The organism is Streptomyces sp. NPDC046985 (assembly GCF_040644415.1).
GTDB lineage: Bacteria > Actinomycetota > Actinomycetes > Streptomycetales > Streptomycetaceae > Streptomyces.
Map to the genome: position 1 here is coordinate 145,419 of NZ_JBEYWK010000011.1, position 25,917 is coordinate 171,335.

At 73.7% G+C, this 25,917-nt stretch carries 21 protein-coding genes and 1 pseudogene; 6 read left to right on the top strand and 16 right to left on the bottom strand.

Annotated features, from left to right (window positions below; genetic code table 11):
- Positions 1 to 366: 366 nt before the first annotated feature.
- Both ABZ861_RS16485 and ABZ861_RS16490 read right to left on the bottom strand, forming a co-directional pair.
- Positions 367 to 1,620: a spore photoproduct lyase family protein gene (locus ABZ861_RS16485; RefSeq protein WP_361630220.1), complete on the bottom strand. Its 1,254-nt coding sequence runs from the start codon at positions 1,618 to 1,620 to the stop codon at positions 367 to 369.
- Between the two features lie 197 nt (positions 1,621 to 1,817).
- Positions 1,818 to 2,408, bottom strand: coding sequence for a PadR family transcriptional regulator (locus ABZ861_RS16490; protein ID WP_361630223.1), 591 nt, complete (start codon positions 2,406 to 2,408; stop codon positions 1,818 to 1,820).
- Between the two features lie 120 nt (positions 2,409 to 2,528).
- On the opposite strand from ABZ861_RS16490, the gene ABZ861_RS16495 reads away from it, so the two are divergent.
- Positions 2,529 to 2,930 carry a nuclear transport factor 2 family protein gene (locus ABZ861_RS16495; RefSeq protein ID WP_361630226.1) on the top strand — a complete coding sequence of 134 codons (402 nt, stop codon included), beginning with the start codon at positions 2,529 to 2,531 and terminating at the stop codon, positions 2,928 to 2,930.
- A gap of 98 nt (positions 2,931 to 3,028) precedes the next feature.
- Here ABZ861_RS16495 and ABZ861_RS16500 read toward each other — a convergent pair whose 3' ends face one another.
- The 11 genes and pseudogenes from ABZ861_RS16500 to ABZ861_RS16550 all read right to left on the bottom strand — a co-directional run bounded on the left by ABZ861_RS16500 (position 3,029) and on the right by ABZ861_RS16550 (position 15,713).
- Positions 3,029 to 3,739, bottom strand: a complete 711-nt coding sequence (locus ABZ861_RS16500; protein ID WP_361630229.1) for a hypothetical protein — start codon at positions 3,737 to 3,739, stop codon at positions 3,029 to 3,031.
- Positions 3,736 to 4,710, bottom strand: a complete 975-nt coding sequence (locus tag ABZ861_RS16505; protein WP_361630232.1) for an acyltransferase domain-containing protein — start codon at positions 4,708 to 4,710, stop codon at positions 3,736 to 3,738. The genes ABZ861_RS16500 and ABZ861_RS16505 overlap by 4 nt, the downstream gene beginning before the upstream one ends.
- Entirely contained in the window at positions 4,707 to 5,327 is a 621-nt protein-coding gene (locus tag ABZ861_RS16510; RefSeq protein ID WP_361630235.1) for a malonate decarboxylase holo-ACP synthase, read from the bottom strand. Before ABZ861_RS16510 ends, ABZ861_RS16505 begins: the two co-directional genes overlap by 4 nt.
- The gene (gene mdcD, locus ABZ861_RS16515) at positions 5,327 to 7,135 is read right to left on the bottom strand and encodes a biotin-independent malonate decarboxylase subunit beta (protein WP_361630238.1); all 1,809 of its coding nucleotides are present in this window, start codon (positions 7,133 to 7,135) and stop codon (positions 5,327 to 5,329) included. The genes ABZ861_RS16510 and mdcD overlap by 1 nt, the downstream gene beginning before the upstream one ends.
- Positions 7,132 to 7,524 (bottom strand): malonate decarboxylase acyl carrier protein, encoded by a 393-nt coding sequence (mdcC, locus tag ABZ861_RS16520; protein ID WP_361630241.1) that lies wholly within the window; start codon positions 7,522 to 7,524, stop codon positions 7,132 to 7,134. Before mdcC ends, mdcD begins: the two co-directional genes overlap by 4 nt.
- A 1-nt stretch (position 7,525) precedes the next feature.
- Positions 7,526 to 8,407 (bottom strand): triphosphoribosyl-dephospho-CoA synthase, encoded by an 882-nt coding sequence (locus tag ABZ861_RS16525; RefSeq protein WP_361630243.1) that lies wholly within the window; start codon positions 8,405 to 8,407, stop codon positions 7,526 to 7,528.
- Between the two features lie 11 nt (positions 8,408 to 8,418).
- On the bottom strand, positions 8,419 to 10,080 hold the full coding sequence (mdcA, locus tag ABZ861_RS16530) for a malonate decarboxylase subunit alpha (protein ID WP_361630246.1): 1,662 nt from the start codon (positions 10,078 to 10,080) through the stop codon (positions 8,419 to 8,421).
- Between the two features lie 442 nt (positions 10,081 to 10,522).
- Positions 10,523 to 12,814, bottom strand: a complete 2,292-nt coding sequence (locus ABZ861_RS16535; protein WP_361630249.1) for a SpoIIE family protein phosphatase — start codon at positions 12,812 to 12,814, stop codon at positions 10,523 to 10,525.
- Positions 12,815 to 12,956: 142 nt separating this feature from the next.
- Positions 12,957 to 13,228 (bottom strand): annotated as a pseudogene (locus tag ABZ861_RS16540) (aldo/keto reductase); the annotation flags it as partial.
- 110 nt (positions 13,229 to 13,338) lie between these two features.
- Entirely contained in the window at positions 13,339 to 15,066 is a 1,728-nt protein-coding gene (locus tag ABZ861_RS16545) for a RecQ family ATP-dependent DNA helicase (protein WP_361630252.1), read from the bottom strand.
- Positions 15,067 to 15,350: 284 nt separating this feature from the next.
- Positions 15,351 to 15,713, bottom strand: a complete 363-nt coding sequence (locus tag ABZ861_RS16550) for an STAS domain-containing protein (RefSeq protein WP_361630255.1) — start codon at positions 15,711 to 15,713, stop codon at positions 15,351 to 15,353.
- A gap of 574 nt (positions 15,714 to 16,287) precedes the next feature.
- Between ABZ861_RS16550 and ABZ861_RS16555 the strand changes: the two genes are divergently transcribed.
- The 3 genes from ABZ861_RS16555 to ABZ861_RS16565 all read left to right on the top strand — a co-directional run bounded on the left by ABZ861_RS16555 (position 16,288) and on the right by ABZ861_RS16565 (position 21,427).
- Positions 16,288 to 20,274: a SpoIIE family protein phosphatase gene (locus ABZ861_RS16555; protein ID WP_361630449.1), complete on the top strand. Its 3,987-nt coding sequence runs from the start codon at positions 16,288 to 16,290 to the stop codon at positions 20,272 to 20,274.
- A complete protein-coding gene (locus ABZ861_RS16560; protein ID WP_361630258.1) occupies positions 20,274 to 20,582 on the top strand; it encodes an STAS domain-containing protein in 309 nt (102 codons plus the stop codon). The genes ABZ861_RS16555 and ABZ861_RS16560 overlap by 1 nt, the downstream gene beginning before the upstream one ends.
- A gap of 308 nt (positions 20,583 to 20,890) precedes the next feature.
- The gene (locus ABZ861_RS16565) at positions 20,891 to 21,427 is read left to right on the top strand and encodes a hypothetical protein (RefSeq protein WP_361630261.1); all 537 of its coding nucleotides are present in this window, start codon (positions 20,891 to 20,893) and stop codon (positions 21,425 to 21,427) included.
- A 417-nt stretch (positions 21,428 to 21,844) separates the two neighbouring features.
- On the opposite strand, the gene ABZ861_RS16570 is transcribed toward ABZ861_RS16565, so the two are convergent.
- On the bottom strand, positions 21,845 to 22,330 hold the full coding sequence (locus ABZ861_RS16570; protein WP_361630264.1) for a carboxymuconolactone decarboxylase family protein: 486 nt from the start codon (positions 22,328 to 22,330) through the stop codon (positions 21,845 to 21,847).
- A gap of 228 nt (positions 22,331 to 22,558) precedes the next feature.
- Between ABZ861_RS16570 and ABZ861_RS16575 the strand changes: the two genes are divergently transcribed.
- Together ABZ861_RS16575 and ABZ861_RS16580 are read left to right on the top strand one after the other, a co-directional pair.
- Positions 22,559 to 23,494: an RNA polymerase sigma-70 factor gene (locus tag ABZ861_RS16575; RefSeq protein WP_361630267.1), complete on the top strand. Its 936-nt coding sequence runs from the start codon at positions 22,559 to 22,561 to the stop codon at positions 23,492 to 23,494.
- 222 nt (positions 23,495 to 23,716) lie between these two features.
- Entirely contained in the window at positions 23,717 to 23,932 is a 216-nt protein-coding gene (locus ABZ861_RS16580; RefSeq protein ID WP_361630270.1) for a hypothetical protein, read from the top strand.
- A gap of 164 nt (positions 23,933 to 24,096) precedes the next feature.
- On the opposite strand, the gene ABZ861_RS16585 is transcribed toward ABZ861_RS16580, so the two are convergent.
- Together ABZ861_RS16585 and ABZ861_RS16590 are read right to left on the bottom strand one after the other, a co-directional pair.
- On the bottom strand, positions 24,097 to 24,534 hold the full coding sequence (locus ABZ861_RS16585) for a carboxymuconolactone decarboxylase family protein (RefSeq protein WP_361630273.1): 438 nt from the start codon (positions 24,532 to 24,534) through the stop codon (positions 24,097 to 24,099).
- 290 nt (positions 24,535 to 24,824) lie between these two features.
- On the bottom strand, positions 24,825 to 25,691 hold the full coding sequence (locus ABZ861_RS16590) for a hypothetical protein (RefSeq protein ID WP_361630276.1): 867 nt from the start codon (positions 25,689 to 25,691) through the stop codon (positions 24,825 to 24,827).
- Between the last annotated feature and the right edge of the window lie 226 nt (positions 25,692 to 25,917).

Here is a 25,917-nt window from a genome sequence, read left to right on the forward strand (position 1 = left end):
GCTACGACGTGCTGACCGGCCCGAGCGACCTGGACCGCGACGGCGCGCCCGATTTGGTCGCCCGCGACAAGGACGGCGTGCTGTGGTTCTACCGGGGCGCCGGGAGCACCACCGCCCCGTTCGCGCCGCGCGTGCGGATGACCGATGGCTGGAACGCCTACGACATGATCCTCTGACGTCGCGCCTCCACCGCTGCACCGAGCCCGCGGCGCCGCGGCCGTCCCGCACTCCGAGGACGGCCCGCGGCGCCGCGGGCTCGCGCGTGGCTGGGGACGGAAGACGGCGGCCGGAGACGGGGGCGGCGGCCGGAGACCGGGGGGGGCGGCCAAAGACGGGAGGCGGCCTCCGTTCTCAGGGCCTTCGCTCTCAGAAGGCGTATCGGAGGGTGAGCCAGGGGGCGTGGGCCGCCGCCGTCTCCCGCAGCCGGCGTACGGCGGAAGCCTTGATCTCGTTGCGGTAGCGGACGTTGCGGTCGCCGTTCTGCGACCGCTTGTCCTGCTGGAGTTCCGGTCGCCACAGCACCTCCTCCGCTCGCGGGTGCCAGCCGAGGTTGACCTCGTGCAGGTCGCGGTTGTGGGTCAGCAGGATGACCTCGGCGGCGGCCTGCGCCTTCACCGCCCGCGGCAGCACGTCGTCCAAGCAGTGCAGCAACTCGGCCCAGTCCGCCTCCCAGCCGGGCCGCAGCACCACCGGCGACAGGTTGAAGTGCACCTCGTACCCGGCCTCCAGGAAGTCCGCGGCGGCGGCGATCCGTTCGGGCACCGGGCTGGAACGGATGTCCAGCAGCCGGGAGTCCTGCGGCGGCATGACCGAGAAGCGGATACGGGTACGGCCACGGGGGTCCAGGTCGAGCAGGTCGCGGTTGACGAACTTGGTGGCGAAGCTGGCCTTTGCGGTCGGCCAGGAGCGGAAGGCACGGATCAGGTCCGCGGTGTTGTCGCAGATCAGGGCGTCGACCGAGCAGTCGCCGTTCTCTCCGACGTCGTAGACCCAGGCGGTGGGGTCGCACTGGTTGGGCTCGGGCTTGGTTCCCTGGCGGGCGACGTGGTCCCCGATGTGGGCGACGATGCGGTCGATGTTGGTGAAGACGGTGATCGGGTTGGCGTACCCCTTGCGGCGCGGGACGTAGCAGTAGGCGCAGGCCATGGCGCAGCCGTTGGACGCGCCGGGGGCGATCCAGTCGGCGGAGCGGCCGTTGGGCCGGGTGCTGAGCGTCTTGCGCACGCCCAGGACCAGCGTCTCGGACTTCACGCGCACCCACCGGTCGACGTTGCCCTCGTTGCCGTGCAGGTGCGGGATGCGCCAGTGGGAGTCCACCTCGATCAGCCGGGCCGCCGGGAACCGGGCCAGGATCTGCCGGCCGCGCGGCGAGACCATCGCCGCGGGCTCCGCGTGGATCTCCCGGACGTCGAGCAGCCGCGCCGCGGCCGGGTCGCCGCTCGCCGCGGAGCCGGTCGCCCGGGAGCCGGCGGCGCGGGCGTCCGCGGGCGCGGCGGGTTCGTCGGGCAAAGGCGCGGCGCCGGAGGGTGCTTCGGGCCGGGGTCCGGCCTCGGGGAGCAGGTCAGCGATCGGAAACAGGCTGTCCTGGTGCGGGCCGGAGCCGTCGCGGGGAGGGGGCATGCGTCTTCCGAAGGGTGCGGGCGGTTCTGTCCGGGCGGGGCTGGGGATCGACGGGGTTCCGCGCCGCTGGCCGCCGCGCGCACTCCATTGTCCCGCGCGCGCATGCCCCGCGCTCTCACGGCCCACAGGCTCATGCCTCGCGCTCTCTTGCACGCCCCGCCGCCGCCCCACGCGCCGGGTGGGCCCGGAGACCGGGGTCAGGGCGTCGCGCGGGCGGGCCCCGACCCGGTCTTCTGCGCGCGTCGCTCCAGTCGGCTGAGCGCGATCTCGCACCACCGGATGTCCTCGCGTTCGAAGGACAGGCCGCGCAGCAGGGTGAGATACGGTCCGATCCGCTCGGCCTGCGCGCAGTACTCGTCCTCCGTGCGCCCGTCCAGGAGGCGTTCGCGCAGCCGCTCGTAGCGCGCGAGCTTGGTCTCGGCGCGCTCCCTGCGCTCGGTGATCGCCGCGCGCACGGCCTCGGCGTCGCCGACGTCGACGCACTGGACCCTGACCAGCAGCTCGTCCCGGATGGCCGGGGGTCTGCCCGGGGGCCCGGCGACGTAGTCGCGCACGGCCGCCATCCCGGCTTCGGTGAGCGAGAACAGCCGCTTGTTGGGCCGGCGCTCCTGCACGACGACCCGGGCGGAGATCAGCCCCTCGCCCTCCATGCGCTCCAGCTCCCGGTAGAGCTGCTGGGGCGTGGCGGTCCAGAAGTTGGCGACGGACGCGTCGAAGCCCTTGGCGAGGTCGTAGCCGGACGCCTCGCCCTCCAGCAGAGCGGCCATCACCGCGTCGCGCAACGCCATCAGCCGACCTTATCCGGTGGCCGAGGGGGCGGGCTGGAGAGGGGCGGCCAGGGTGGACACCCTGCGCGCCGCGGCTTACGCTCCGGTGCACCTACTCAATTAATTTACTAGGGAGCTTCGATGCACGCGTTCCGCAAGGCCGTCGAGGACCGGGACGAGGCGGCCCTTGAGGCGCTGCTGGCCGAGGACGTCGTCTTCACCAGTCCCGTGGCGTTCAAGCCGTACGAGGGCAAGGCGATCACCGCCGCCATCCTGCGCGGCGTGCTGCGCGTCTTCGAGGACTTCGCGTACGTCCGCGAGATCGCGAACCCCGACGGCCGCGACCACGCCTTCGTGTTCACCGCGACCGTCGGCGGCAAGCGGATCCAGGGCTGCGACTTCCTGCACTTCGACGAGGAGGGCCGGATCGACGACTTCACCGTCATGGTCCGCCCGCTGTCCGCCGCGATGGCCCTCTCCGAGGCCATGGGCGCCCAGTTCGACCGGATCGCCCGTGAGGCCGGAGAAGCGACGGGGGCGTGAGCGGCGCCGCCGGGATCGCCGGGGCTTTGGGGAGTGACCTTCCGATCCTCGGTCGATCGTGAGGAACGGGGAGTCTTCCCGCGGTGCGCGGCCCGGCGTCACAACTGGTCTCTGACGCCGGGCTCCGCGAGGATCCCGGCGCGTGCCGCGGTGATGTCGCCCTCCAGGGCGCCGGCGGCCGCCTTGCGGCGGAAGGTGGGCAGCACGGCCCGGGGCCACGCGTTCTCGATCAGCAGGGAGAAGCCCAGGTAGGCGGCGCCCGCGGTCGTCGCCAGGGCGATGCACCCGGTGGCGAACGCCACCGCGGGGACGTCGGTGAGTATGAACACCCCGTCGACCACGGCGCGGGCCGAGCACAGGACGAGGACCACGGCGAACAGCGGTTTCGCGAGCGACGCCACGACGGCGAGGCCCAGAACGGCGACGCCGAAGGCGAGGGAGAAGACGCCCTGCACCGTGGGCAGGGACCCCGGCTGTTTGAAGACGTCGAGCAGCCCGAGCGCGAGCCAACTCGTGGTGAACAGTCCCAGGATGGTGGCGCTCGCACTGTCCCGGCCCAGGAAGACCATGACCGTGGCCACCAGTTGTAGGGGGAAGACGTAGGCGGCGAGCACCAGGCCGAGCAGGATCTCCTCGCCCTTGAACCAGCCGAGGGCGTCTCCGGACAGCATGATCATGCCGAGGGCGAAGGCGAGGTAGCCCAGCGGCAGGGCGGTGCCGATCGGCCGCATGGTCACCCGGATCTGCGGCTGGGCGCCCGGCGCGGGCCGCGGACCCGCGGTGGCGCCGTCGGGGGTGGTCGGGTTCACGGCTGCCTCCCAGGCTGGTCGGACGCCCGCCGCTCGCCTCGCTCGGCTCGTCGCACGGCGGCGGCCAGTCCGATGTCGTCGATCGCGACGTGTGTCGCGTCGGGGTTCTCCCGGGACACCAGTGCGGTGAGGACGTGGCCGGGCGGGACGTGGACGGTGGCGGTGACGCCGAGTTCGGGCATGAGACGGGCGGCGTCGTACCACCGCACCGGTTGGCGGACGGCTTGGGCGAGGTCGGCGATCACTTTCGCCGGGTCGCGCAGGATTCTGCGTCCCGTGGTGTTGGCCAGGTAGGCGCGTTCCTGGGCGCCGACGCCGACCCGGGCGAGGACCGCGGCGACGGCGTCCGCGGTCGGGTCCTGGAGCGGGCAGTGGGAGGCGACCGAGACGTCCAGGACGGTCATGTCGGTGGCGCCCGCGGCCGGCGCCTGCTCACGGAGGCGGTCCAGGGCCGTGCGCGTTCCGCTGACCACGATCTGGTCGGCCGCGTTGATGTTCGCGATCCACACCGGGTCGGACTCGGTGGCCACCGAGTCCAGGAGTCGACGGGCGGCGGCGGCGCCCAACCCGCGCAGCGCGGCCATGCCCCATGCGGCGTCGGCGCAGGCCCGCTCCATCCGCCGGCCTCGGGTCCGGACGGCGCGCAGGGCGTCGGCGAGGCCGAGGACGCCCGCGGCGACCGCGGCCGGGAAGGCGCCGACGGAGTGTCCCGCGACCGTCGCCACCGGCAGGCGGTGGTCGTCGATGAGGGCGCGCGCGGTGACCGCTCCCGCGACGAGCAGGGCGAGCTGGGTGTTGGTGGTGGAGCGGAGCGCGTCCGCGGTGTCGAGTCGGTCCGGGACGTCGTCGAAGGAGCCGAGGGTGTCGGCGGCTTCGGAGCGGGCCCGAGCGGCGGCCGGCGTGTCGGGCAGGTCCCGCAGCATGCCGGGGTGCTGGGAGCCCTGCCCGGGGAAGAGGAGTGCGATGCTCACCCGGCCACCTCCGCGAGGGGCGCCAGCCGGGGGCCCTGGTCGGTGCGCAGGGCCAGGTGGTCCGGTGCGGCGGCGAGTTCCGCGAGGGCCACCGCTCCTGCGGCGGTCTCCAGCAGGCAGTCGACGCGCACGGCGGGGCTGGAGAGCCGCTCGGCCACGTCGGCCGCCCAGGCCGGCGTCGGCGGTGTGCGGGGACGCAGGACGAGGTCCAGGTCGCTGTCCCGTGTGGTCACCGCCAGCCCGGTGGCGAGTTCGAAGCCGACGCCTCCCGTCGGCCCCCAGGGGCAGCCGAGGCCGTCCAGCACGGGCGCCACGCGGCGCAGCGCGGACAGCGCCGGCGTCCGCGGCTCCAGGGTGTCCGCCAGGCGGCAGAGGTCTTCGGGGCGCACGGTGTCGGCGACGTTCACGACGGGCGTGGACGCCGCGTGGCGCTCGGATCGCCGGGCGCCCCGTACGCCCACGGCGACGTGTCCCGGCGCCGCGCGGCGGCGGCGCACCACCGCCCAGGGCGCGGCGGCGAGCGCGGCGCCGACCCAGGCGGGGTCCGCGCCGGTGAGCAGGGCGCGGGGGCGGCTCAGCCGTAGCAGGTCGTGCGGGCGGAGGGGGTCCGTGGGCATCAGTGCTCGTTCCACTGCCCGGCGAGGGTGTCACGGACCGCTCTGGACGCCTTGCGGTTCTTCTTCGCGGCCGGGTTGTCGAGGCGGTGGGACAGGTCGCGGGGGCCCGACCGGGCCTGGGCGACGGCGTCTTCGACGGCGCGGGTCACGGTGTCGACGTCGGCGTCTGTCGGCTCGTCGGCGTCGTCGACGTCGAGGAGGCCGTCGCACATGCCGAGCGTGGCCCAGTCCTTGACGTCGTAGGACAATGGGGGCACCTTCTCGGCGAGTTCGTCGAGCTGCTGCACGGTGCGCCGGGTGATCTTCGCCGCGGCCTGCTTGTGCATGGCGTGGATCTGCACGCCGTCGTCGTTCAGGGCGAGGATCCGGGACGCCTGGAGCCCGTGGGTGAGGAATCCGCCGGAGAGCGCCTGGCCGACGACGACGGAGACGAGGGGGTGTCCGGCGACACGGGCGGCCTCGGTGGCGTCCACCGCCGTGGCGATGGCCTGGTGCAGCCCCGCCATCTCCTCGATCCGGCCGTAGGCCTGGCTGGGCAGGTCCACCACGGCGACGATCGCGCGGCGCTCGTCGCGGTCGGCGTCCTCCTCCATGATGTCGCGCATGGTCGCGGCCAGTGCGGCGCACTCGGTCAGACCCACCTGCCCCTGCCGGGCCCGGTAGAACGGGTTGTGCGGGTCGGGGACGACGGCCAGGTAGGTGATGCCGTCCGCGTCGGCCCGCAGCACCGAGTCGATGACCGGCCGCGGAGTGGAACCGCGAGCGAGTGCGGTGATCCACCTGCGTCCTCGTTCGCTGGGCTTCAGGGCCGCGGACCGCGCCGCCCCCGAGCGCGGCTCGTCGTCGCGTTCGTGGCGCCGGGGGGCGGGCGGCGCGTCCGGCGCGGTGTACGCGTCGCCCCACATCTCCTCCAGCCGGGACGGCTGCGGGGGGTCGCACGGGTCGATGGCGGCCAGCCGGGCCTGGAGCACGTCGAGTCGCTCGCTGCGGTGCGTGCCCGGTTCCAGCGGGCCGGCGCTGACGGCCCGGCTGACGGCGTCACGCAGCGCGGTGGTGTCGTCGACCTCGAGCGCGTCCGCGAGACCGGTGCGGCGGCGCTGTTCGCCGCCGTCGACGGCCCAGATCAGTGCGCGGTCCGACGAGTCGAACTCCTCGACGCCCGCCTCCTGTTCGATGACGGAGGCGCCGTTGAGACCGATCCTGGCCTCGGGAGTGACGATGACGTGGGTGCACAGGCCGGTGGCGATGCTGACGCCGCCGAACGATCCCACCGTCCCCGCGACGACGCCGACGACGGGGGCGAGGGGGCGCAGTTCCAGCAGCGCCGAGCAGACCTCGGCGACCGCGTTGAGTCCCAGATTGGCCTCCTGGAGCCGGACGCCCCCGGTCTCCAGCAGCAGCACGGCGGGGATCGGCGTGCCCGAGCGGCTTTCGGCGGCGGCGAGCCGGAGTGCCTGCGAGATCTTGGCGCCGGACACCTCACCGATGCCGCCGCCCTGGAAGCGCTGCTCGAGGGAGATGACCACGACCTGGACGCCGTCGACGGCGCCGCGGACGATCACCACGCCGTCGTCGGACTGCGGTGTCACGTCCTGCGGCGCCAGCCACGGGGATTCGAGGCGCTCGAACGGTCCGCACAGGACCCGGGGCGTGCCCGTGTCGAGGAGTGCGGTGGCCCGGCCGAGGGCGTCGAGTTCGAGGAAGCTGCTGCGGTGCAGCACCTGCTGCCAGTCGACGGTCCTGCCGTCGGCGGTCGCTCCGAGGGCGCGCGCCGTGTCGGCGGAGGCGGTTCCCCTGGTGGCTGTCATGGCGCCTTCTCCCCACCGTTCGTGTCCTTGCGCGCACCGGTCGGGTACTCCGGCACACCGGTCGCGTCTTCCTGGGCGGCGTCGACCGCCCCGGCGGCCGCGGCCGCCTGTTGGAGTCGCAGGGTGACGAGGGCCGGTGTGGCGGCCGAGTCGTTGAGCTCCCAGGAGCCCAGCACGGGCACACGGGCGAAGAACCGCTCCAGCGTCGCCTGCCACACCTCGTCGAAGCCCTCGACGCTGGTGCGCACCCGTACCCGGGCGTGTCCGGGAGTGCCGGTCTCGCCGTCGGGTTCGAGGAGCACTTCGAGGTCGCCGGAGCCGACGACGCCGACATGGGCGCGGTGGGACGGACGGGTCGAGGCGGCGAACTCGTATGTCAGGGTGCGCATGTCAGTTTCTCCAGCCCGCAGTAGTGGCCGAGTCCAGGAAGAGGGCTGCCGCCAGGACGTCTCCGCTGCCCCCGGGGGACAGGCGCCGCGCACGGCACAGGCGGTCGAGGTCGTCCAGGAGCCCGCGGCCCCGGTCGTCGCCCGATCCGCCGGCCCGGAGGACCGCCGCGGCCCCGCGCCGGACGGCGTGGAGGCCCTCACGACCGGCCCGGTGCAGCAGACAGGTGTCCTCAAGCGTCGCCATGGAGGCCAGCAGAGCGTCGGTGCGGGCGACGTCCTCGCGGTGTCCGGCCTGTCGCGCGGCACGCAGGGCGGGCAACGCGACACGTGTGACGTGGGGAAATCCGCGCCGGGCCTCTCCCCGGGCGCCCGAAGCGCCGTAGCGCAGACGCGCACGCGCGCCGTGGGACAGCCGCCGGGCGGCTTCGGGCGCCGGGTCGGCGAGGGACGCGAGGCGGGCCGCGAAGCGCCCGGCCCCGGTCGCGGTGCCGGTTGCGGCCAGCCCGGCGGCGAGGAGGCCGAGCGCCCAGAGCGCCCCCCGGTGGGTGTTCACCCCGCCGGCGGCGGCCATCATCCGCTGCTCGCCCGCCCGCCCGACGGCGCCGATGGCGGCCCGCAGGTCGCAGCCGAGCGGCAGGGCGGCGCCCGCCTCGGCGCAACGGGCGATCGGCAGGGCGAGGGCGTCGGCGGAGAGCAGCAGCGCCGCGAGGGTCATGTCGTCGTGCGCGCCCGAGCCCCGTCCGTCCACCAGTCCGGGTTTGGGCGTCAGCAGGGCTTCGGCGCGCAGCGCCCCGGCGGCGTGCTCCCCGAGGACACGCGAGGGGACCGTGAGCGCGGCCTCGGCAGGCCGCGCTGTCGACGTGGCGGTGACGGTGGTGGTCATCGGCTCTCCGCTCACCAGTTGCGGAACTTCGCCGGCGGCTCGTACAGGCCCCCCGACCATGCGACGAGGTCACCGATGCTGCGCGCGGCCAGCAGCGACCGGTTGGCCAGTGCGGTGTCGACCTTCAGGTCGGCGGGGAGCGCCACCAATCCGTCGCGGCGCAGCCGTTCCAGCTCCTTCGGGTCGGCGCCGCGCCCCAGAGGGGTGACGCCCGCGATCGCGGCTAGGGCGGCCTTGCGGTCCTCCAGTGAATCGGCCTTGTAGAGGTAGGCGACGCCCTCTTCGGTGACCACGTGGCTGATGTCGTCGCCGTAGATCATCACCGGCGGCAGCGGCATGCCGGAGTTCTTCGCCACCTCGATGGCGTCGAGCGACTCGACGAAGGTCGGAGTGCCGCTGGACTGGAAGGTCTCCACGATCTGCACGACCAGTTTGCGGCCGCGCATGGCGGCGCCCTCTCCGTAGTGCAGGTCGAGCCACGCCGGGGTCGAGTGCCGCCGTCCGTGCGGGTCGTGGCCCATGTTCGGCGCGCCGCCGAACCCCGACAGCCGTCCCTCGGTGACCGTCGACGAGTTGCCCTCGCCGTCCATCTGGAGCGTGGAGCCCACGAACATGTCGATGGCGTACTGCCCGGCGAGCTGGCACAGCACCCGGTTGGAGCGCAACGAGCCGTCCCGCCCGTCGAAGTACACGTCGGGCCGCGCGGCCACGTACTCGTTCATCCCGGACTCGCCGCCGAAGCTGTGGACCGTCTCGACCCAGCCCGACTCCACCGCCGGGATCAGCGTGGGGTGCGGGTTCAGCGTCCAGTTGCGGCAGATCCTGCCCTTGAGTCCCAGCTTCTCGCCGTAGGTCGGCAGGATCAGTTCGATCGCCGCGGTGCTGAACCCGACGCCGTGGTTCAGCGAGACGACCTGGTGGCGTTCGTAGATCCCGCGCAGCGCCAGCATGGCCTGGAGGATCTGCAGTTCGGTGATGCCCTGGGGGTCGCGTGTGAAGAGCGGCTCGATGTAGAAGGGCCGGTCCGCCTCGACGACCAGGTCCACCCAGTCGCCGGGGACGTCGACTCTGGGCAGGTCGTCGGCGCCCACGATCTGGTCGGCTTGGACGAGGACGATTCCGTCGTGGAAGGCCGCCGCCTCGGCGATGGTGGGCGTGTCCTCCGTGTTGGCCCCGGTGTAGAGGTTGCCGTCCTCGTCCGCCGCGCTCGCGCACAGCAGGGCCACGTCGGGGAGGAGGTCGACCACCATGCGGGCGTACAACTCGACGTACGTGTGGATCGCGCCGATCGACACGGTTCCGTCGCCGACGAGTTGTGCGATGCGCACGCTCTGCGGACCCGCGTACGCGAGATCGAGTTTGGAGGCGATTCCCTCCTCGAAGAGGTCCAGGTGTTCGCTGCGCGACACGGAGCCGATCAGCATGTGGAGATCGTGGAGGGTTCCGGGATCGCATTGAGCGAGCGAGCGCGAGAGGAAGTCGGCCTGCTTCTGGTTGTCGCCCTCGAGCGCGACCTTGTCGCCGGGGCGGATGACCGTCTCCAACACCCGCACGAGAGAGTCGTGCTTGACGACTTTGCCGTCGACGTATCGCCCGGCCCCTGTGAGCCGCTCTCGCTTGGCTTGACGACGCTTGTCCCATGTCCGCTGCTCAGCCGGCTGCTGTTTCGCCATGGAGTGCTCCGAATTGCCCACTCGACGGGAATCACTCGCTTCAAAGAATTCAGACAGCCGCACGTCGTTCGCCCGCTGACACTCGTTCACACCGCAGAACGTGAGCGGTGCACGTGACTTGAGCGGCACACGGGGCTTTTCGACCGAAAGCGGCTATCCACGACCGTAGCACCGGCGGGATACGGCGGCACCTGGATCCGCCGTGGACTCCACCTCATTGACCTTTAGGACGTCGCGTACTCATTGACCTTTAGGACGTCGCGTACTCATTGACCTTCAGGACGTCGCGTACTCGCCCGACGACTTTGCGTGTTCGCATTCACGACGCAAGGCAGCGGAATTCCGCCGCGCCCGCTCATGCCGCCGCTGATGTTTTGTGGGCGGGGGCGTCCAGCGCGAGGCGCCAGGAGGCGAAGGGTCACGAGGCGGACTCCCCGCGGGCTCATTCCCGCAGGGCGTCCGCGGACTGTTCGGCCCAGACGGTCTTTCCCTCGTCGTGGTACCGCGTGCCCCAGTTGTCCGCCACATTGGCGATGATGAACAGTCCGCGCCCGGTCTCGTCGACCGGGCGGGCGTGCTTCAGGTGCGGGGCGCTGTCGGCGCCGTCGCTGACCTCGTAGGTCAGGTCCCGGTCCATGATGAGACGCAGCCGGAGGGGCGGGGCTCCGTAGAGGACCGCGTTCCCGACGAGCTCGCTGACGATCAGCTCCGCGGTGAACGCCGCCTCCTCACCGACGTTCCACTTCTCGAGCTGCCCCAGCGTGGCCTGGCGCGCCAGCGACGCGGCACACGGTGACGGGGGCAGCGGCATGGTGAGCACCTGCTCGGCGGGGAGCGGTTTCGTGCGCACCAGCAGGAGGAGTCTCTCCTCCTCGTCGTCGCGGCCGAGTGCGTAGGCGAGGGAGTCGCTGACCTCCTCCAGCGTCTTGTCCGCGCCCTCGCGCACCAGGGAGCACAGTCGCTCGGACGAGGTGAGCAGGTCCTCGTTGCCGATCACCAAGATGCTTCCCGCCGGCAGGGGGACGCTGGTCGCGGCGAACAGGGCGCTCTCCGGGCCGGCCAGCTCGGGCCCCGAGGGGATGGACAGGAGGGACGACCTGCCGTCGGGCAGGAAGGCGTAAGGGTCGGGCACTCCGCAGCGGACGAAGGTGCACGTCTGGTCGACCGCGTCGTAGACGGCGATCAGGCAGCCCGCGACGAGTGGCTCGCGGTTCAGCGGGTCGGCCGCCAGCAGAGCGGCGCGTTCCGCGGCCAGGCGCTTCGCGCTCTCGTGCAGTTGCGACATCAGCTCGTCCGGCTCCAGGTCCAGTCCGGCCAGCGAGTGGATGACGATGCGCAACTGCCCCATGGCCGTCGCGGTGGAGAGGTCACTGCCTCCGACGTCGCCGAGCACCAGGGCGGTACGCGCCCCGGACAGCTCGATCACGTCGAACCACGCTCCTCCCCCCGATCCGGGGATGTGCAGGGGGGCGCATTCCACGGTGGACGGCGCCGCGGGCTTCTGCGGCAGGAGCCTGCGCTTCACCGTCGACGCGATGGTGCGTTCCCTGGTGTAGCGCCGGGCGTTGTCGATGCACACCGCGGCGTGCGCGCACACGTCGGAGGTGAGGGACACGTCGTCCTCGTCGAACGGCTCCTGGCCCGCGAGTCGGTAGAAACTGGCGACTCCCAGGGCCTGTCCGCGCAGGGCCAGCGGCGCGACGATCAGGGAACGCCCCCCGGCATGCCGGATGGCCTCACCCCGGCACGGATCGGCCGACAGCCACACGCTGTCCTCCTGTACGGCGACGAGCCGCGGTCTCAGGTCCGCCAGCACACGGGAGAAGGGGGTGCCGTCGGGCAGTGGCCGGACGTCGCCCACCGGGTACGCCGCCACCGGCCCTTTGAACGCGGTCCGCCGCAGCGGCACGTCCTGGCCCATGGGGGCCAGCGGCGGCTCCTCGCCCCGTATGACGTCCTCCACGACCTCGACCACCATGAGGCCCGCGAACGCCGGCACGATGGCTTCCACCAGTTCCCGGCAGGCCGACATGATCTCCAGCCGTTCGCTGACGCGTCGGCGGACGTCCGCGATGACCTGGACGCGCTGGAGCGCCCGCTCGCGGTCGGTGACGTCCAGCGCCGAGGCGACCAGCCCCAGCACCTCGCCGCGCTCGCCCTCCATCCGCACATAGGAGACCGAGTAGAAACGGCGCCTGCCCTTGCGGCGGCCCCTCTCGGATCGCACCACGCGGTTGAGCTCGGGTTCGCCCGTCTCCAGCACGCGGCGTGCCACCGCCTCCTCCGCCCCGGGATCCCTCAGTCCGACGGCCTCGGGAAACGGCCGACCCGGCAGAGGACAGGTCGCGGTCCGCTGCGCTCCGCCCGGTGAGTCCTGGAGTTGCATGACGTGCAGTCGACTGTCCAGGACGTGCAGGACCATCGGGGCGTGGGTGAACAGATCCGACACCATCGCGAGGTCGCGTGCCCGCGCGGACGTCACAGGATCCGCCGCGACACCCCGCACCTCCCAGATCACCGCCGAGCCGCTGAGCACGGGCTTCGCGGTCATCGAGTCCGCGGTCGGGGCTCGCGCCCGGGATCCCTCCCGGTCACCGACCGCCCGCAGGATCTCGCGCAGGAACCTGCCGACCGCCTCCCGCGCGGACAGGCCGAACGCCTCCTGCGCCGCCGGCAACCACTCGACCACCCGTCCGTCGCTGTCGACACGCATCAGAAGGTCACCGTTGGACATGGCGCCATTCCTCCGCTCCGGTCCGGGGTGTGCGGGCAGCGGAGCCTCGGTCTTCCACTCCCCCACCATGATGCAGTCCTCGTCGTTCTGATCGCCTCTCGGCCAAGCGGCCTGCGTCCCCGAGCGGGGAAGGGTCGAGCTGTCCGACCTCCTGCGCGGTCAACCGCAGGGCCGCCGCGGCGACGTCGCTCTCCAGATGCGCGACCTTCGAGGTACCGGGGATGGGGAGGATGACGTCGGCACGCGCGAGCAGCCAGGCCAGGCGACCTGGGAGGGGGCGGCGTCGTGCGCGGAGGCGATGCGGTCGAGGAGTTCGCCCGGCGCGGCGAGTTCTCCCTGGGCCACCGGCGCCCAGGGGATGAAGCCGATGCCCTCCCTCTCGCAGTACTCGAGTACGTCGGCGGCGCCGCGGTCGATACCCGCACGCTGGCACTGCTTTCCCTTGCCGTTCACCGCAGTGACCGGACGGGAGGATCTACCGCACGAGAGGCGACGATTTCCTTCCGGGCGGTCCAGCCCTCGCCTCACCCCTCGGCCTCCCCGCCGGACGGGTCCTCCCCCGGTCTGCGCCTCACCGTGAGCAGGCCCTCCCGGGCGGTCAGCGCCTCCAAGGACAGCGTGTGGTAGCCGGCTTGGTCGAACAGCACGGTGATGCGGTCTTGGTCGCCGCTCAGCACGACGCCCTCGCCCCACCGCTCGTGCCGGACTTCGGCGCCGACCGGATAGCGGGACGCCGAGGGGTGCGCGGGGCGTTCCCCGGGCCCGGTCGCCGCTCCGTCCTCGCCCACGGCCCGGTCGCACGCGTCGCAGTTCCCGCAGGGCGGCGCGTACTCCTCTCCGAAGTAGCCGAGCAGGAAGTGCCTCCGGCACCCGGTCGTCTCGGCGAAGGCCCGCGCCATCTCGACCCGGGACCGGTCGGTCCTGCGGTGCGCCTGCGCGGCCCGCGCGGCCCGCTCCGCCGCCTGGCCCGGGGGCACGCCGGGGGCGGGGCGGACCTCGCCGCGCCGGCCCGTGGCGACGGCGTCGGCTTCCTCCAGCAGGTTGACCGCCGCGGTGACGCGGTTCCTGGACAGGCCTGTCTCCTGGCGCAGGTCTTCAAGGTCGGCGGGGTCCCCGCGGTGGCCGCAGACGGCGTGGGCCACCTGGGAGAGGGTGTCGCGGCTCGGGGCGCGGCCGGCGAAGTAGGTCTGCATGCCCGTGTCCTCCGGCCGGTAGTGCAGGACGGCGAGAGCCGGGCGGCCGTCCCTGCCGCAGCGGCCGATCTCCTGGTAGTAGGCGTCCACGGAGCCCGGCAGCGAGGCGTGCAGCACGAACCGCACGTCCTCCTTGTCGATCCCCATGCCGAACGCCGAGGTCGCCACCACGACGTCGGCCGCGCCGGACAGGAACGCGTCGTGGATCCGGGCGCGTTCGGCGGCCCGCAGACCGGCGTGGTAGCTCTCGGCGGCCAGGCCCAGCGCGGCCAGCTCCTCGGCGTAGTGCTCGCTGTCCTTGCGGGTCGCGGCGTAGACGATGCCCGGCTTGGGCTCGGCGGCGGCCCGCTCGACCACGGCTCGGCGCCGGTCGTCGTCGTCTAGGAAGCGGCGGGCCTCCAGTCTGATGTTGGGCCGGTCGAAGCCGGTCACCATCAGGTGCGGCCGGCGCATGCCCAGTCGCTCCGCGATCTCCCGGCGGACGGGCGGAGCTGCGGTCGCGGTGAGGGCGAGCACCGGCGGCCGGCCCATGCGGCGCACGGCCTGCTCCAGGCGGAGGTAGTCGGGGCGGAAGTCATGGCCCCACGAGGACACGCACTGCGCCTCGTCCACCGCGAACAGGGCGGGGCGCGCCGCGGCCAGCCGCTCCACTGCCTCGTCCTTGGCCATCTGCTCCGGCGACAGGTACACGAGGCGGGCCTCGCCGCGGCGCACGGCCTCCCAGGCGGCCTGCGTCCCGGCCGCGCCGAGGTCGGAGTTGACCGCCACCGCCCCGGGGACGCGGTCGTCCTGCGGCAGACCGGCGATCTGGTCCCGCTGGAGGGCCAGCAGCGGGGACACCACCACGACCGGGCCGGACAGCAGGAAGGCCGGCACCTGGTAGACGGCCGACTTGCCGGACCCGGTCGGCATGACGACGAGCGCGTCCTCCCCCTGGAGCACCCATTCCATGGCCGTGAGCTGCTCCGGAAGCAGCGCGTCCCAGCCGAAGACCTCCTCGGCGATCTGCCGCAGGCGGGCGCCCGGACCTTGCTCCGGGCGCGGACCGGTGCGTCTCATGGTCCTGCTCCCTCGCTGTTCGTGCGCGCGTGTGCCGCCGACCGCGACCGTCGACAGCGACCGTCGGCCGACAGCCGCCGACCGCCTGTCGCGCCCGCCGCGCTGCCCCAGTACCCGCGCGGTCGGCACGCGACGCGGCGGCGCCCGCACTTCCTCGCCGCGCACCGCACCGCCCCGCTCACCGCGGCCGGCGCCCCGATCCGGACCGCCCCGGGGCCTGTGCCCCCGCGCCTCCCCCGGAGCCTCCCGCCGTCCCCTTCAGCGCCGGAAGGCGCCGGAGGCGGCTAACCGCCCAGGGCGGCGACGGCCTGCCCGGTGTCGGCGCGTACGGTGAGGAACTGGTCGAGGCCCGTGACCTCGAAGACGCGTGTCAGGTCGCCGTTGGGTCCGGCGACGACGAACGGGCACTGAGCCGCCTCGGCCCGGTGATGGGCCTTGATGATCAGCGTCAGGCCCGTGGAGTCGCAGTAGTCGAGGCCCGACAGGTCGAGGACGACGCCGGTCCGGGCGTCGAACGCGACGTGGAGGAGGGCCTGCTCCAGGCACGGGCCGGTGTGATGGTCGAGTTCGCCTGTGACGCTCAACACGACGATGCCGGTCGCGTGGTCCTGCTGGGTGATGGTGAGGGCGCGGTCTGTATCGGTCACCGTGGTTCCTGTCCGGCGGATGAGGCGATGGAGGCGGCGGCCGGCGTCTCGACGTGCCGTATGGGCTGCCGTCACGTCGGACCGGTCGCGTACCTGGTTCCCTGCCCTATCCTACGAAGTCGCGTGGCTCTCTCGTCGCACCGGCGGGACTTTCCCGGCAGGGGAGCCCGAGCCGCACCGCGCGGACGGGGATCTCGCCGGGCGCCTCGACCGCCGAGCCGCGGTCTCCACGGCCCCGGAGACGGCCTTCCGGCCCGGGGCGACGGCCGTTGCGCCTCTCCCGGGTGGCACGCGGTCGCGGAAGGCGTCGGCCCGTGGGACGGCGGGCAGACGCGGCAGGGATGTAGAGATCGACGGATCCGAAGGAACCCGAAGGAAGGGGTGGGGCGTGGCGCGGCCTGAAGACGACGGACGCCGGCCGCCGGCGGCGGCGGAGGACGTGTTCGCGGCCGACCGCGAGGTCGGCCGGGACCTCGCGGCGGTGGACTGGTCGTCGACGCCGCTGGGGCCGCCCGCCCGGTGGCCGCAGAGCCTTCAGACCGCGGTGAGCATCCTGCTGTCCTCGCGGTTCCCGATGTGGATGGCGTGGGGGCCGGAGCTGACGTTCTTCTGCAACGCCGCCTACCGGCGCGACAGTCTGGGCGGGAAGTACCCCTGGGCGCTGGGCCGGCCGGCGAGCGAGGTGTGGGGGGAGGTCTGGGACGAGGCCGGACCCCGCATCGACACCGTGCTCAGCAGCGGTGAGGCGACCTGGGACGAGGCGCTGCTGCTGTTCCTGGAGCGCAGCGGCTACACCGAGGAGAGCTACCACACGTTCTCCTACAGCCCGTTGCGCGACGACGACGGGCGCGTGGTCGGCATGCTGTGCGTGGTCAGCGAGGACACCGAGCGGGTCATAGGCGAGCGCCGGATGGCCACGCTGCGCGACCTCGGCTCCGATCCGAGCGTGGTGCGCACCGAGCAGGAGATGCTGTCCTTCGCCGGTCAGCAGTTGAGCGGCAACGCGCGCGATCTGCCCTTCACGCTGACGTACCTGCTGGAGGACGACGGCACGGCCCGGCTGGCCGCGACGACCGGCATCGCGCCGCCCCACCCGGCCGCCCCGCCCGCCCTGACGGCCGGTGATCCGGACGCGGTGTGGCCGGTGGAGGCGCTGTGCCGGGCCGAGACGGCCCTGGTCGAGCTGGACGGCGGCCCGTTCGCCGATCTGCCGGCCGGGGCCTGGGACGAACCTCCGGTGCGCGCCCTGGCGGTCCCGCTGCTCCAGCAGGGAGACACCCCGTACGGGTTCCTGGTGGCCGGTCTGAACCGGTACCGGGCGCTGGACGACGCCTACCGGGGCTTCGTCGAGCTGACCGCAGGTCACCTCGCCACCGGCATCGCGTCGGCCCGCAGTTATCAGGCGCAGCAACGGCGCGCTGAGGAACTGGCCGAGCTGGACCGGGCGAAGACGGCCTTCTTCTCCAACATCAGCCACGAGTTCCGCACCCCGCTCACGCTGATCATGGGGCCGCTGGAGGAACTGAGGTCCCGGCTGCCGGAGTCGGACCCGGCGGCGGCCGAGGAACTCGACCGCATCCACCGCAACGGGCTGCGGCTGGGCAAGCTGGTCAACACCCTGCTGGACTTCTCCCGCATCGAGGCCGGCCGCATGCAGGCCGTCTACGAGCCCGTCGACCTCGCGGCGGTCACCGGCGAGCTGGCCAGCGTCTTCCGCTCCGCGATCGACAAGGCCGGCCTCGGGTTCCAGGTCGACTGCCCGCCGCTCGGGCGGCCGGTGTTCGTGGACCACGGCATGTGGGAGAAGGTCGTCCTCAACCTGCTCAGCAACGCGCTGAAGTTCACCTTCGACGGCTCGATCGCCGTCCGCGTCCGGGACGAGGGCGAGGAGGCGGTGGTCACCGTCGAGGACACCGGCATCGGCGTCGCACCGGCCGAACTGCCCCGGCTGTTCGAGCGGTTCCACCGCATCGAGAACGCGCGCTCCCGCTCCAACGAGGGCAGCGGCATCGGACTCGCGCTGGTACGGGAACTGGTGGACCTGCACGGCGGCGCGATCCGCGCCGACAGCGCCGAGGGCCGGGGCACCCTCTTCACCATCCGCCTGCCGTACGGCGCCGCCCACCTGCCGCCGGACTCGGTGGCCGCGGCGGCGACCGGCAGCACCGTCTCCACCGCCGCCGACCCGTTCGTGCAGGAGGCGATGCGCTGGCTGCCGTCCGACACCGCCGGCGCCGCCGTCCAGGCGACCCTGGCGGAGCCCACCGCGGGCGCCGCGACCGCGCCCCCGGCGGACCCGTCCGCCCGAGCGCGGGTGCTGGTCGCCGACGACAACGCCGACATGCGCGAGTACCTCGCCCGCCTGTTCACCGGCGCCGGCTACGAGGTGGAGACGGTCACGGACGGCCACGAGGCGCTGCGGGCCGTCCGCGGGAACGCCCCCGACCTGGTGGTCAGCGATGTGATGATGCCGGGTCTGGACGGCCTGCAACTGGTGGCGGCGCTGCGCGCCGATCCGCGCACCGCGTCCGTGCCGGTGCTGCTGCTGTCCGCCAGGGCCGGGCAGGAGGCGTCCATCGAGGGGCTTCAGGCGGGGGCGGACGACTACCTCGTCAAGCCGTTCGCCGCGGCGGAGCTGCTCGCCCGGGTGCGGGCCAACGTCGAACTGGCCCGGCTGCGCGGCCACCACGCCCGCTGGCGCACCGCCCTGGTGGACTCCCTCCAGGAGGCGTTCTTCGTCTGCGACGAGCAGGGCGCCGTCATCGAGATCAACGCGGCGTTCACCGACATCCTCGGCTACGGGCCCGACGAGCTGCCGTACGCGCCGATCCACCCCTGGTGGCCGAGCGCGGAGGCCGATCCGGAGGGGCACCGGCAGATGAGCGAGGCGTTCGACCAGCTCCTGGGCGAGTCGAACGGCTTCTGCACCGTTCCCGTCGACCATCGCGACGGGCGCCGGCTGTGGGTGAGCGCCACCTTCAACCAGGCCCAGGACCCCGACAGCGGGCGGAAGGTGACGGTCGGCACGTTCCGCGACGTCACCGCCGAGCACTACGCCGTCCAGCGGGACGGCGCCCTGGCGGCCCTGAGCGCCGGTCTCACCGAGGCCGGCAGCCTGTCCGAAGCGCTGTCCGCCGCCCTGGGCGAGCTGAAGAGGCTCTGGCGGGCCCGGAGCGCAGTGGCGGCCGTCTTCAGCGGCGGGCAGGCCGAGCCGTCGCTGACCGCCGCCGACGGCACGTCCTGGCAGGAGCTGCCCGCCGAGCGCCGCCGGGCGCTCGCCGCGCTGCGCGAGCGGTCCCCGCTGTCCCCGGTCGCCGACCACACCGGCGCCGGAGTCCTGCTCGAACACCCCGACGGGCCGCTGGCCCTGTGGATCGACCTGGGCGACCGCCAGCCCTTCACCGGCGAGGACCGGCTGCTGCTGTCCCTGCTGGCCGGCCGCCTCGGACAGGGGCTGTCCCGGGCCCACCAGATCGACCAGCAGCGCGAGACCGCCATCGCGCTGCAACGCGCGATCCTCGGCCCCTCCAGCCTGCCCGACGGGTTCGCCGTCCGCTACGAGCCCGCCACCCAGCCCCTGGAGGTGGGCGGCGACTGGTACGACACCATCACGCTTCCCGACGGCCGCATCGGCATCGTCGTCGGAGACTGCGTCGGCCACGGCCTGGAGGCGGCCACCGTGATGGGGCAACTGCGCAGCGCCTGCCGCGCCCTGCTCCTCCAGGACCCCAGCCCCGCCCAGGCGCTGATGGCGCTGGACCGGTTCGCGGCCGGGGTCCCCGGCGCCCTGTGCACCACCGTCTTCTGCGGCGTCCTCGACCCGGCGACCGGCCGTCTGGTCTACTCCAGCGCCGGTCACCCGCCGGGCATCCTCGCCCACCTCGACGGCGCCGTCCGGCTCCTGGAGGACGGGCGGTCCCTGCCGCTGGCCGTCCGGCCGGGACGGGAGCGCCCCGAGGCGGCGTGCGTGATGCCCGCCCGCTCCACGCTGCTGCTCTACACCGACGGTCTCGTCGAACGGCGCCGCCGTCCCCTGGACGCCGGGATCGACGAGGCCGGGGCGGCCGTGCAGGACGGCCGGGACACCGCGATCGACGACCTCGCCGCCCACGTCATGGACCGCATGGCCCCGGCCGGCGGCTACGACGACGACGTCGCCCTGCTGCTGTACCGTCACCCCGCCCCGCTGGAGATGACGTTCCCCGCCGAGTCGTCGCAGCTCGCGCCGGTCCGCAAGGCGCTGCGGAGCTGGCTCGGCCAGTGCGGCCTGCCGCGCGGAACCGTGCAGAACGTCCTGATCGCCGTCGGGGAGGCCTGCGCCAACGCCGTCGAGCACGGCCACAGCCACGCTCCCGGCGACCACGTCCTGCTGCGCGCCGAGACGCTCTCCGGCGAGCTGCGCCTGACCGTCGTGGACACCGGGCGGTGGAAGACGCCGCACCCCGAGGCCAACCCCCACCGAGGCCGCGGCGTCGCCTTGATGCGGGCGATGATGCAGCACGTCACCATCACCCCGGGCCCGACCGGCACCACCGTCGACATGCACACGAGGATCGCCTGATGACCACCCCGCTCACCCTCACCCCCAGCCGCCATCCGGACGGCAGGACCCGGTTGGCGGCCACCGGCGAGATCGACATGAGCAACTCCACCGTGCTCACCGAGGCGCTGGACAGCGCGTCTGGGCAGCTCGTACTGGACCTCACCGGGGTGGAGTACCTGGACAGCGCGGGGCTGAGCGTGCTGTTCGCCCACGCGGACCGGCTGGAGATCATCGCCACCCCGCTGCTGCGGCCCGTGCTCGACGTCTCCGGGCTCGCGGAGCTGGCCACGGTCCGCGCCCCCGGTCCCGGCGATTCACCCCTCTAGCGGTGTGCCCCGAAAGCCCGTGCCGTGGCCGGAGAGGCGCACGTGACCGCCTTTCCGGCCACGGCACGGGCGGTAGGGCGGCGGCGCGGGGCCGCCCGCTTCCCGGCGCGGCACGGCGGCCGTGTTGCCGAAGCCTCCGCAATGGGTAGACCTTGCATGCGTCCGGCACACCCCCACCGATTTCCCCCCTCTCCCCCACGTCTCCTCCGCTCCCCCTCCCCCGCGTCTCCTCTGATTCCCCCGTTTCCTCCCCCGTCGGCTCGCTCTCGGACAAGGACGTCGTCCCCTTGCATCACGCGCCCCCTGACATGCCATCGCCCCAGCGTCCCGGGCGGTCCTGGACCGTCCGCCTCACCGGTCACGGCGACCGGACCGCGTCGGTGACCTGTTCCTCGGCCTGCGCCATGCCGCCCCGCTCCCGCGATCTCGCCGCGCTGCGCCGATTCGCCGAGGCGCACGCGCACGCGCACGCCAAGGCCGCGACCGTGCACGACGACGCCGCCTGCCAGTGCCGTCGGCAGCAGTGCGCCGCGCACGAGGAGAGCCCGGCCGACTGCGCGGGCCGGATCGTGCTGGTGCTGCGGCACGATCCGGCCGTGGGGCAGGTGTGGGCGCTCGCGGAGGTCTGCGCGAGTTGCGCCGCGTCGACGCCGCACACCCGGATCATGAGTCGGTCCCTGCCGCGCGCCGCGCCGGCCGGCGCCCCGCCGGAGCGGCAGGCGCCCGCGCCCGCGGTCGCCGTTCCCGGCGGCTTCAGCGCACCGCCGTTCGCCTCCGGCGAGACTCCGGAGCGTTCCGGTCCGCGCCGCCGCGTCGGCGGGCCGCGCCGCCGCGCCCGGGGCTGAACCGACCCCGCGCGCGACCTCACTCCCGGAGCAGGCTCACCACCAGGTCACGGGGCAGACCGTGGGTGTCGTGCAGGTGTTCGGTGTCCACGGGGGTGGCTCCTTCGCGTCGTGGCGAGGAGGCGCCGGACAGCGGACCGTGCGGTCGTCGCGAGACGCGGGAGCGGGTGCGCGGGAGTGCCGCGGACCACCGACGGGCCGTTTCCGGTCGCCGGTGGGAGGGGGAGAAGGTCAGACGGCGGCGCCCGGCGAGCTGGTCGCTCGCGCGGTCGCCGTGGTGCTGGGGCCGGTGACGTTCATGGCGCGACCCTAGCCCGCCCCGCCGGACCCGACACCCCGTTTTCCCGCCGGAGGAGCGGCCGGTGCCGCCGGAGAAGCGGCCGGGCGCCGCGGGACGTGCCGGCTGCGGCGTGTGGGTCAGGCCAGCGCGGCGTCGAACATGCCGGGCTCGTAGGCGCCTCCCCTCTGGTGCACGATCACGGCGAGCCGGTTGGCCGCGTTGACCAGCGCCACCAAGGAGACCAGCGCGGCGGCCTGATCGTCGTCGTAGTGCTCACGCACCGCCGCCCAGGTCTCGTCGGACACGCCGCCGTGGGCGTCGGCGAGCCGGGTGCCCTCCTCGGCGAGCGCCAGCGCGGCCTGCTCGGCCCCGGTGAACACGGTGGACTCGCGCCAGACGGCGACCAGGTGCAGCCGGACCGCGCTCTCCCCGGCCGCGGCGGCCTCCTTGGTGTGCAGGTCGACGCACCAGCCGCACCCGTTGATCTGGCTGACGCGCAAGGACACCAGCTCCTGGGCGGACCGGGGCAGCGGCGACTGATGGACCACCAGGGCCGCGTTGGCGAACCGCTTGGCGAACTTGGCGGCGACGGCGTTGTGGAACAGGTCGAGACGGGGTTCCATGGCTTTCGCGCTCCCTCGTGACGGTGCACTGGACGAGCACAAGGCGCCGAGTTCGCGCCCGGTGTGACGGGGCGTCCGTGTGACGTACGCCACCGCGCCGAGGCGTCACAGCGCCACGGGCGCCGGCGTCTTGTGCGCGTGACGACGTCGAGAGCGCAGCGAGCACACGCGGCAAGCGAAGTGGACAGAGCGGATAACACGAGCGGGGCGAACAGGCGGGAGCGGCCGGTGCGGGACGCGGACGGCGAGCGAGCGGCGGACGGGGCCGTCACCGGCGGCCGACGTGCCGACCCGGCCACCGAGGCGTTCGTCGCCCACCGCAACCTGCTGTTCACCGTGGCCTACGAGATGCTCGGCTCGGCCGCCGACGCGGAGGACGTGCTCCAGGAGACCTGGCTGCGTTGGGCGCAGGTCGACCTGGGCGGGGTGCGGGATCAGCGCGCGTACCTGATCCGCGTCACCACGCGCCAGGCGTTGACCCGGCTGCGGTCGCTCGGCCGCCGCAAGGAGTCCTACGTCGGCTCGTGGCTGCCCGAGCCGTTGCTGACCGCGCCGGACGTGGCCGAGGACGTGGAGCTGGCGGACAGCGTCTCGATGGCGATGCTGCTGGTGATGGAGACGCTCGCGCCCACCGAGCGGGCGGTGTTCGTGCTGCGGGAGGTGTTCGCCCTCGGGTACGACGAGATCGCCGAGGCCGTCGGCAAGAGCCACGCCGCCGTACGCCAGATCGCGCACCGGGCCAGGGCGCACGTCGCGGCCCGCCGACCGCGCGGGGACGCCTCGGCCGACGCGGCGCGGGACGTGATCGAGGCGTTCCGGCGGGCGAGCGAGACGGGCGATCTACAGGGCCTGCTCGACGTCCTCGCGCCAGACGTGGTCCTCGTGGGCGACGGCGGCGGGATCAAGAGGGCCGTCCTGCGTCCCGTCGTGGGGTCCGGCAAGGTGGCGAGGCTGCTGGCCGCCGGTGCGGCCAGGGCCGGGGCTGGGGCGGCGGTGCGGTCGACGCGGGTCAACGGTCACCCGGCGCTGGCGGTCTGGCTGGACGGCGCGCTCGACACGGTGCTCGCGGCCCACGTCGACGACGGCCTGATCACGGGTCTCTACGCCGTGCGCAACCCGGAGAAGCTGACGCGCATGCGGCAGGAGACGGCTCTGATCCGCTGACCCCTTAGGGCGGCCAGGGGACGCCCACAAGCGACGAGCCGCCGCGCCGGAGGAAGGCGCCGCTCTGCCGGTGAGCCGAGGGCAGGACGCCCCCCTGGCCACGTGCTGACCCTGGAGCCATCCGGAGGCGCGCCTGCCGTGTCGGACGCCCGACGTGGGCGCCATTGGCGATGCTGGACCTGGACGAGCCTCCGGCACTCCCCCGGCGATAAGGAGCACGGCATGTCGACGGACCAGGTCGAACGCTTTCTCGCGGCACTGGACCCCGATCACCGGGAAGCCGTCGGCGCCAAGCCGTGGGACGAGCAGCGGCAGCTCGCGGCGGCCTGGGGACGCGAACTGGAGGCGGACACCGAACTCGACACGCTCGACGAGCTGTCCCCCGCGGCGGCCGAGGAGGAAGCGGCCCGCCGCGTCCTGGACCGCGAGACCGGCTGAACCCGCCGGCCCCCGGCCGCGCAGGCCCCGGCCCACCCGGCCGACGACCGTGACGAGCCAGGCAACCGGCCACCGGAAGACGCTGCGGAGGAACGCCGCGACCGCGGCGGCCGCCCTCGTGCCCGCCTCCGTGCGGGAACCAGAACGCGGACGCCGCGCCGGTGTCAGGGGGCGACCGGGTAGTGGCTGGTGACGGCGAGCCGGTTCCAGGCGTTCATGACGATCGCGAGCCAGCTCACGGCGGAGACCTGCTCGTCGGTGAGGGAACCGTCGTCCCAGACGCGCCGTACGGGGGCGGCCGGTTCGGTGACCTGCTCGGCCAGGGCGAGGGCCGCGCACTCTACGGGAGTGAAGTACTGCGACTCCCACCAGGCGGCCACCACGGCGAGACGGTCGGTGCTCTCGCCCTGGGCAAGGGCGTCGCGAGTGTGCATGCGCAGGCAGAAAGCGCAGCCGTTGATCTGCGAGACGCGGATCTTCACCAGCTCGGCGAGCAGCGGATCGAGTCCCGCCTCGGCCACGGCGGCGTCGACGTCCGCGCCGAGCGCCAGCAGGCCCTTGTAGGCGGCGGGATGGCGCTTGCCGAGATTCACGCTGGTCATGGTGTTCCTTTGCGAAAGGGGTGCGGTACGAACTGCGGCGGACCCGGCCGTCGCCCTCGCGGCGCCCGCCCGGACCGCGGCCGGGCGCCGTGCCTCGTGCGTAGGGCACGGCCACATCGTGCCTTCGTGAACAGGCTGCCACGCCCGCACGCGGCGCGCCTTCGCGGCGGCGGCGAGCACACCGCCGCCACAGGCCCGAGGGCCCGAGGACGAGTCGCCGGATCGCCGGGGCGTTGGGTCGTTGGGGCGCCGGATCGCCGGGGCGTTGGGCCCCCGGGGCGCCGGGGCGCTCAGGCCTTGCCGATCAGGTCGGCCGGGAACGCGCCCGCACCGACCGCCGTGGTGAGGAGCCCGTAGGCCAGCTCGGTGAGCCGCTGCACGCCCGCCGCGCCCAGATGCTCGTACGGCGCCCGGTCCAGGCGGTCGGTGCGCGCCTCCAGGTCGCGCCGCAGGGCCACGCCCGTCTCGGTCAGCTCGCCCTCCGCGTCGAGCAGTCCGCGGTCCCGCAGCCGGGCCGCCGCCGCGTCCCAGTGCTCCCGCGTCCAGCCGCGGGCGTCCAGCGCCCACTTCGGGGTCATGCCCTTGCCGGTGGCGGTGTGGCTCACCAGGGCCTCCAGCGGGTCGAGTTCCGCTTCGAGCAGCGCCGCGAGGTGGCCGTCGCCGCGGTGCTCACGCAGCAGAGTGGCCGCGTGCCAGAGCGCCAGGTGCGGCTCGGCCGGCACCGGCAGGTCGGCGTTGCCCGCGTACAGCGGGCGCGCGGTCCGCGAGCACGCCTCGGTCGCCCGCAGGGCCAGTTCGGCCGCTTCGGCGACCGCCTCGGACGCGACGGCCTCCTCGCCGAGCAGCCGCCGCAGCGTCGCGTCGGCGGCTCGCGTGCGGGCGGCGAGCACCGTCTCCGGGGAGGCTTTGCGCCACACCTCGGGCACGTGCCGCGCCACGAGTTCGTAGCGGAAGTTCGAGAACGTCGCCGTCACCGTGCCCGGTCCGACCGCGCCCAGTACGGCGGCCCGCGCCGCGAAGTACGCGCCCTTCGGGTCCTCGACGCCGACCTCGGACAGCTCGCGGCGCAGGTCGGGCGAGAAGTAGAGGGAGGAGTGCAGGGGGTTGAGGACGTCGTGGCAGCGCCGGCCGGCGCGCTCGGGCAGGGAAGCAGTCATGCGACCACGTTACCGACTGGTCGGTACGCGGTTGCGGCAGGGCGGCGCGAACGGTCCTCGCGGCGCTCGCCGGCCCCGGTCACAGGCGCAGCCGCGAGCCGACCGGACCCGATGCGCGCTGTGCGCGGCGCCACGCCGCCCCACAGCGCACCGCGCCACCCGTACCGCCCCACACCGCGGGGCCACCGCCCCGCCCCACAGCGCACCGCACCGCACCGCACCGCAC

Excerpts from the sequence above, each read along its gene's own strand:
- ABZ861_RS16560 (WP_361630258.1), top strand. The coding sequence starts at position 20,274 with ATGACCACCCCGCTCACCCTCACCCCCAGCCGCCATCCGGACGGCAGG.
- ABZ861_RS16495 (WP_361630226.1), top strand. The coding sequence starts at position 2,529 with ATGCACGCGTTCCGCAAGGCCGTCGAGGACCGGGACGAGGCGGCCCTT.
- ABZ861_RS16585 (WP_361630273.1), bottom strand. The coding sequence starts at position 24,534 with ATGACCAGCGTGAATCTCGGCAAGCGCCATCCCGCCGCCTACAAGGGC.
- ABZ861_RS16580 (WP_361630270.1), top strand. The coding sequence starts at position 23,717 with ATGTCGACGGACCAGGTCGAACGCTTTCTCGCGGCACTGGACCCCGAT.
- ABZ861_RS16555 (WP_361630449.1), top strand. The coding sequence starts at position 16,288 with ATGTGGATGGCGTGGGGGCCGGAGCTGACGTTCTTCTGCAACGCCGCC.
- ABZ861_RS16545 (WP_361630252.1), bottom strand. The coding sequence starts at position 15,066 with ATGAGACGCACCGGTCCGCGCCCGGAGCAAGGTCCGGGCGCCCGCCTG.
- mdcA (WP_361630246.1), bottom strand. The coding sequence starts at position 10,080 with ATGGCGAAACAGCAGCCGGCTGAGCAGCGGACATGGGACAAGCGTCGT.
- ABZ861_RS16525 (WP_361630243.1), bottom strand. The coding sequence starts at position 8,407 with ATGACCACCACCGTCACCGCCACGTCGACAGCGCGGCCTGCCGAGGCC.
- ABZ861_RS16485 (WP_361630220.1), bottom strand. The coding sequence starts at position 1,620 with ATGCCCCCTCCCCGCGACGGCTCCGGCCCGCACCAGGACAGCCTGTTT.
- ABZ861_RS16535 (WP_361630249.1), bottom strand. The coding sequence starts at position 12,814 with ATGTCCAACGGTGACCTTCTGATGCGTGTCGACAGCGACGGACGGGTG.
- mdcC (WP_361630241.1), bottom strand. The coding sequence starts at position 7,524 with ATGCGCACCCTGACATACGAGTTCGCCGCCTCGACCCGTCCGTCCCAC.
- ABZ861_RS16510 (WP_361630235.1), bottom strand. The coding sequence starts at position 5,327 with ATGCCCACGGACCCCCTCCGCCCGCACGACCTGCTACGGCTGAGCCGC.
- ABZ861_RS16570 (WP_361630264.1), bottom strand. The coding sequence starts at position 22,330 with ATGGAACCCCGTCTCGACCTGTTCCACAACGCCGTCGCCGCCAAGTTC.
- mdcD (WP_361630238.1), bottom strand. The coding sequence starts at position 7,135 with ATGACAGCCACCAGGGGAACCGCCTCCGCCGACACGGCGCGCGCCCTC.
- ABZ861_RS16565 (WP_361630261.1), top strand. The coding sequence starts at position 20,891 with ATGCCATCGCCCCAGCGTCCCGGGCGGTCCTGGACCGTCCGCCTCACC.
- ABZ861_RS16490 (WP_361630223.1), bottom strand. The coding sequence starts at position 2,408 with ATGGCGTTGCGCGACGCGGTGATGGCCGCTCTGCTGGAGGGCGAGGCG.
- ABZ861_RS16590 (WP_361630276.1), bottom strand. The coding sequence starts at position 25,691 with ATGACTGCTTCCCTGCCCGAGCGCGCCGGCCGGCGCTGCCACGACGTC.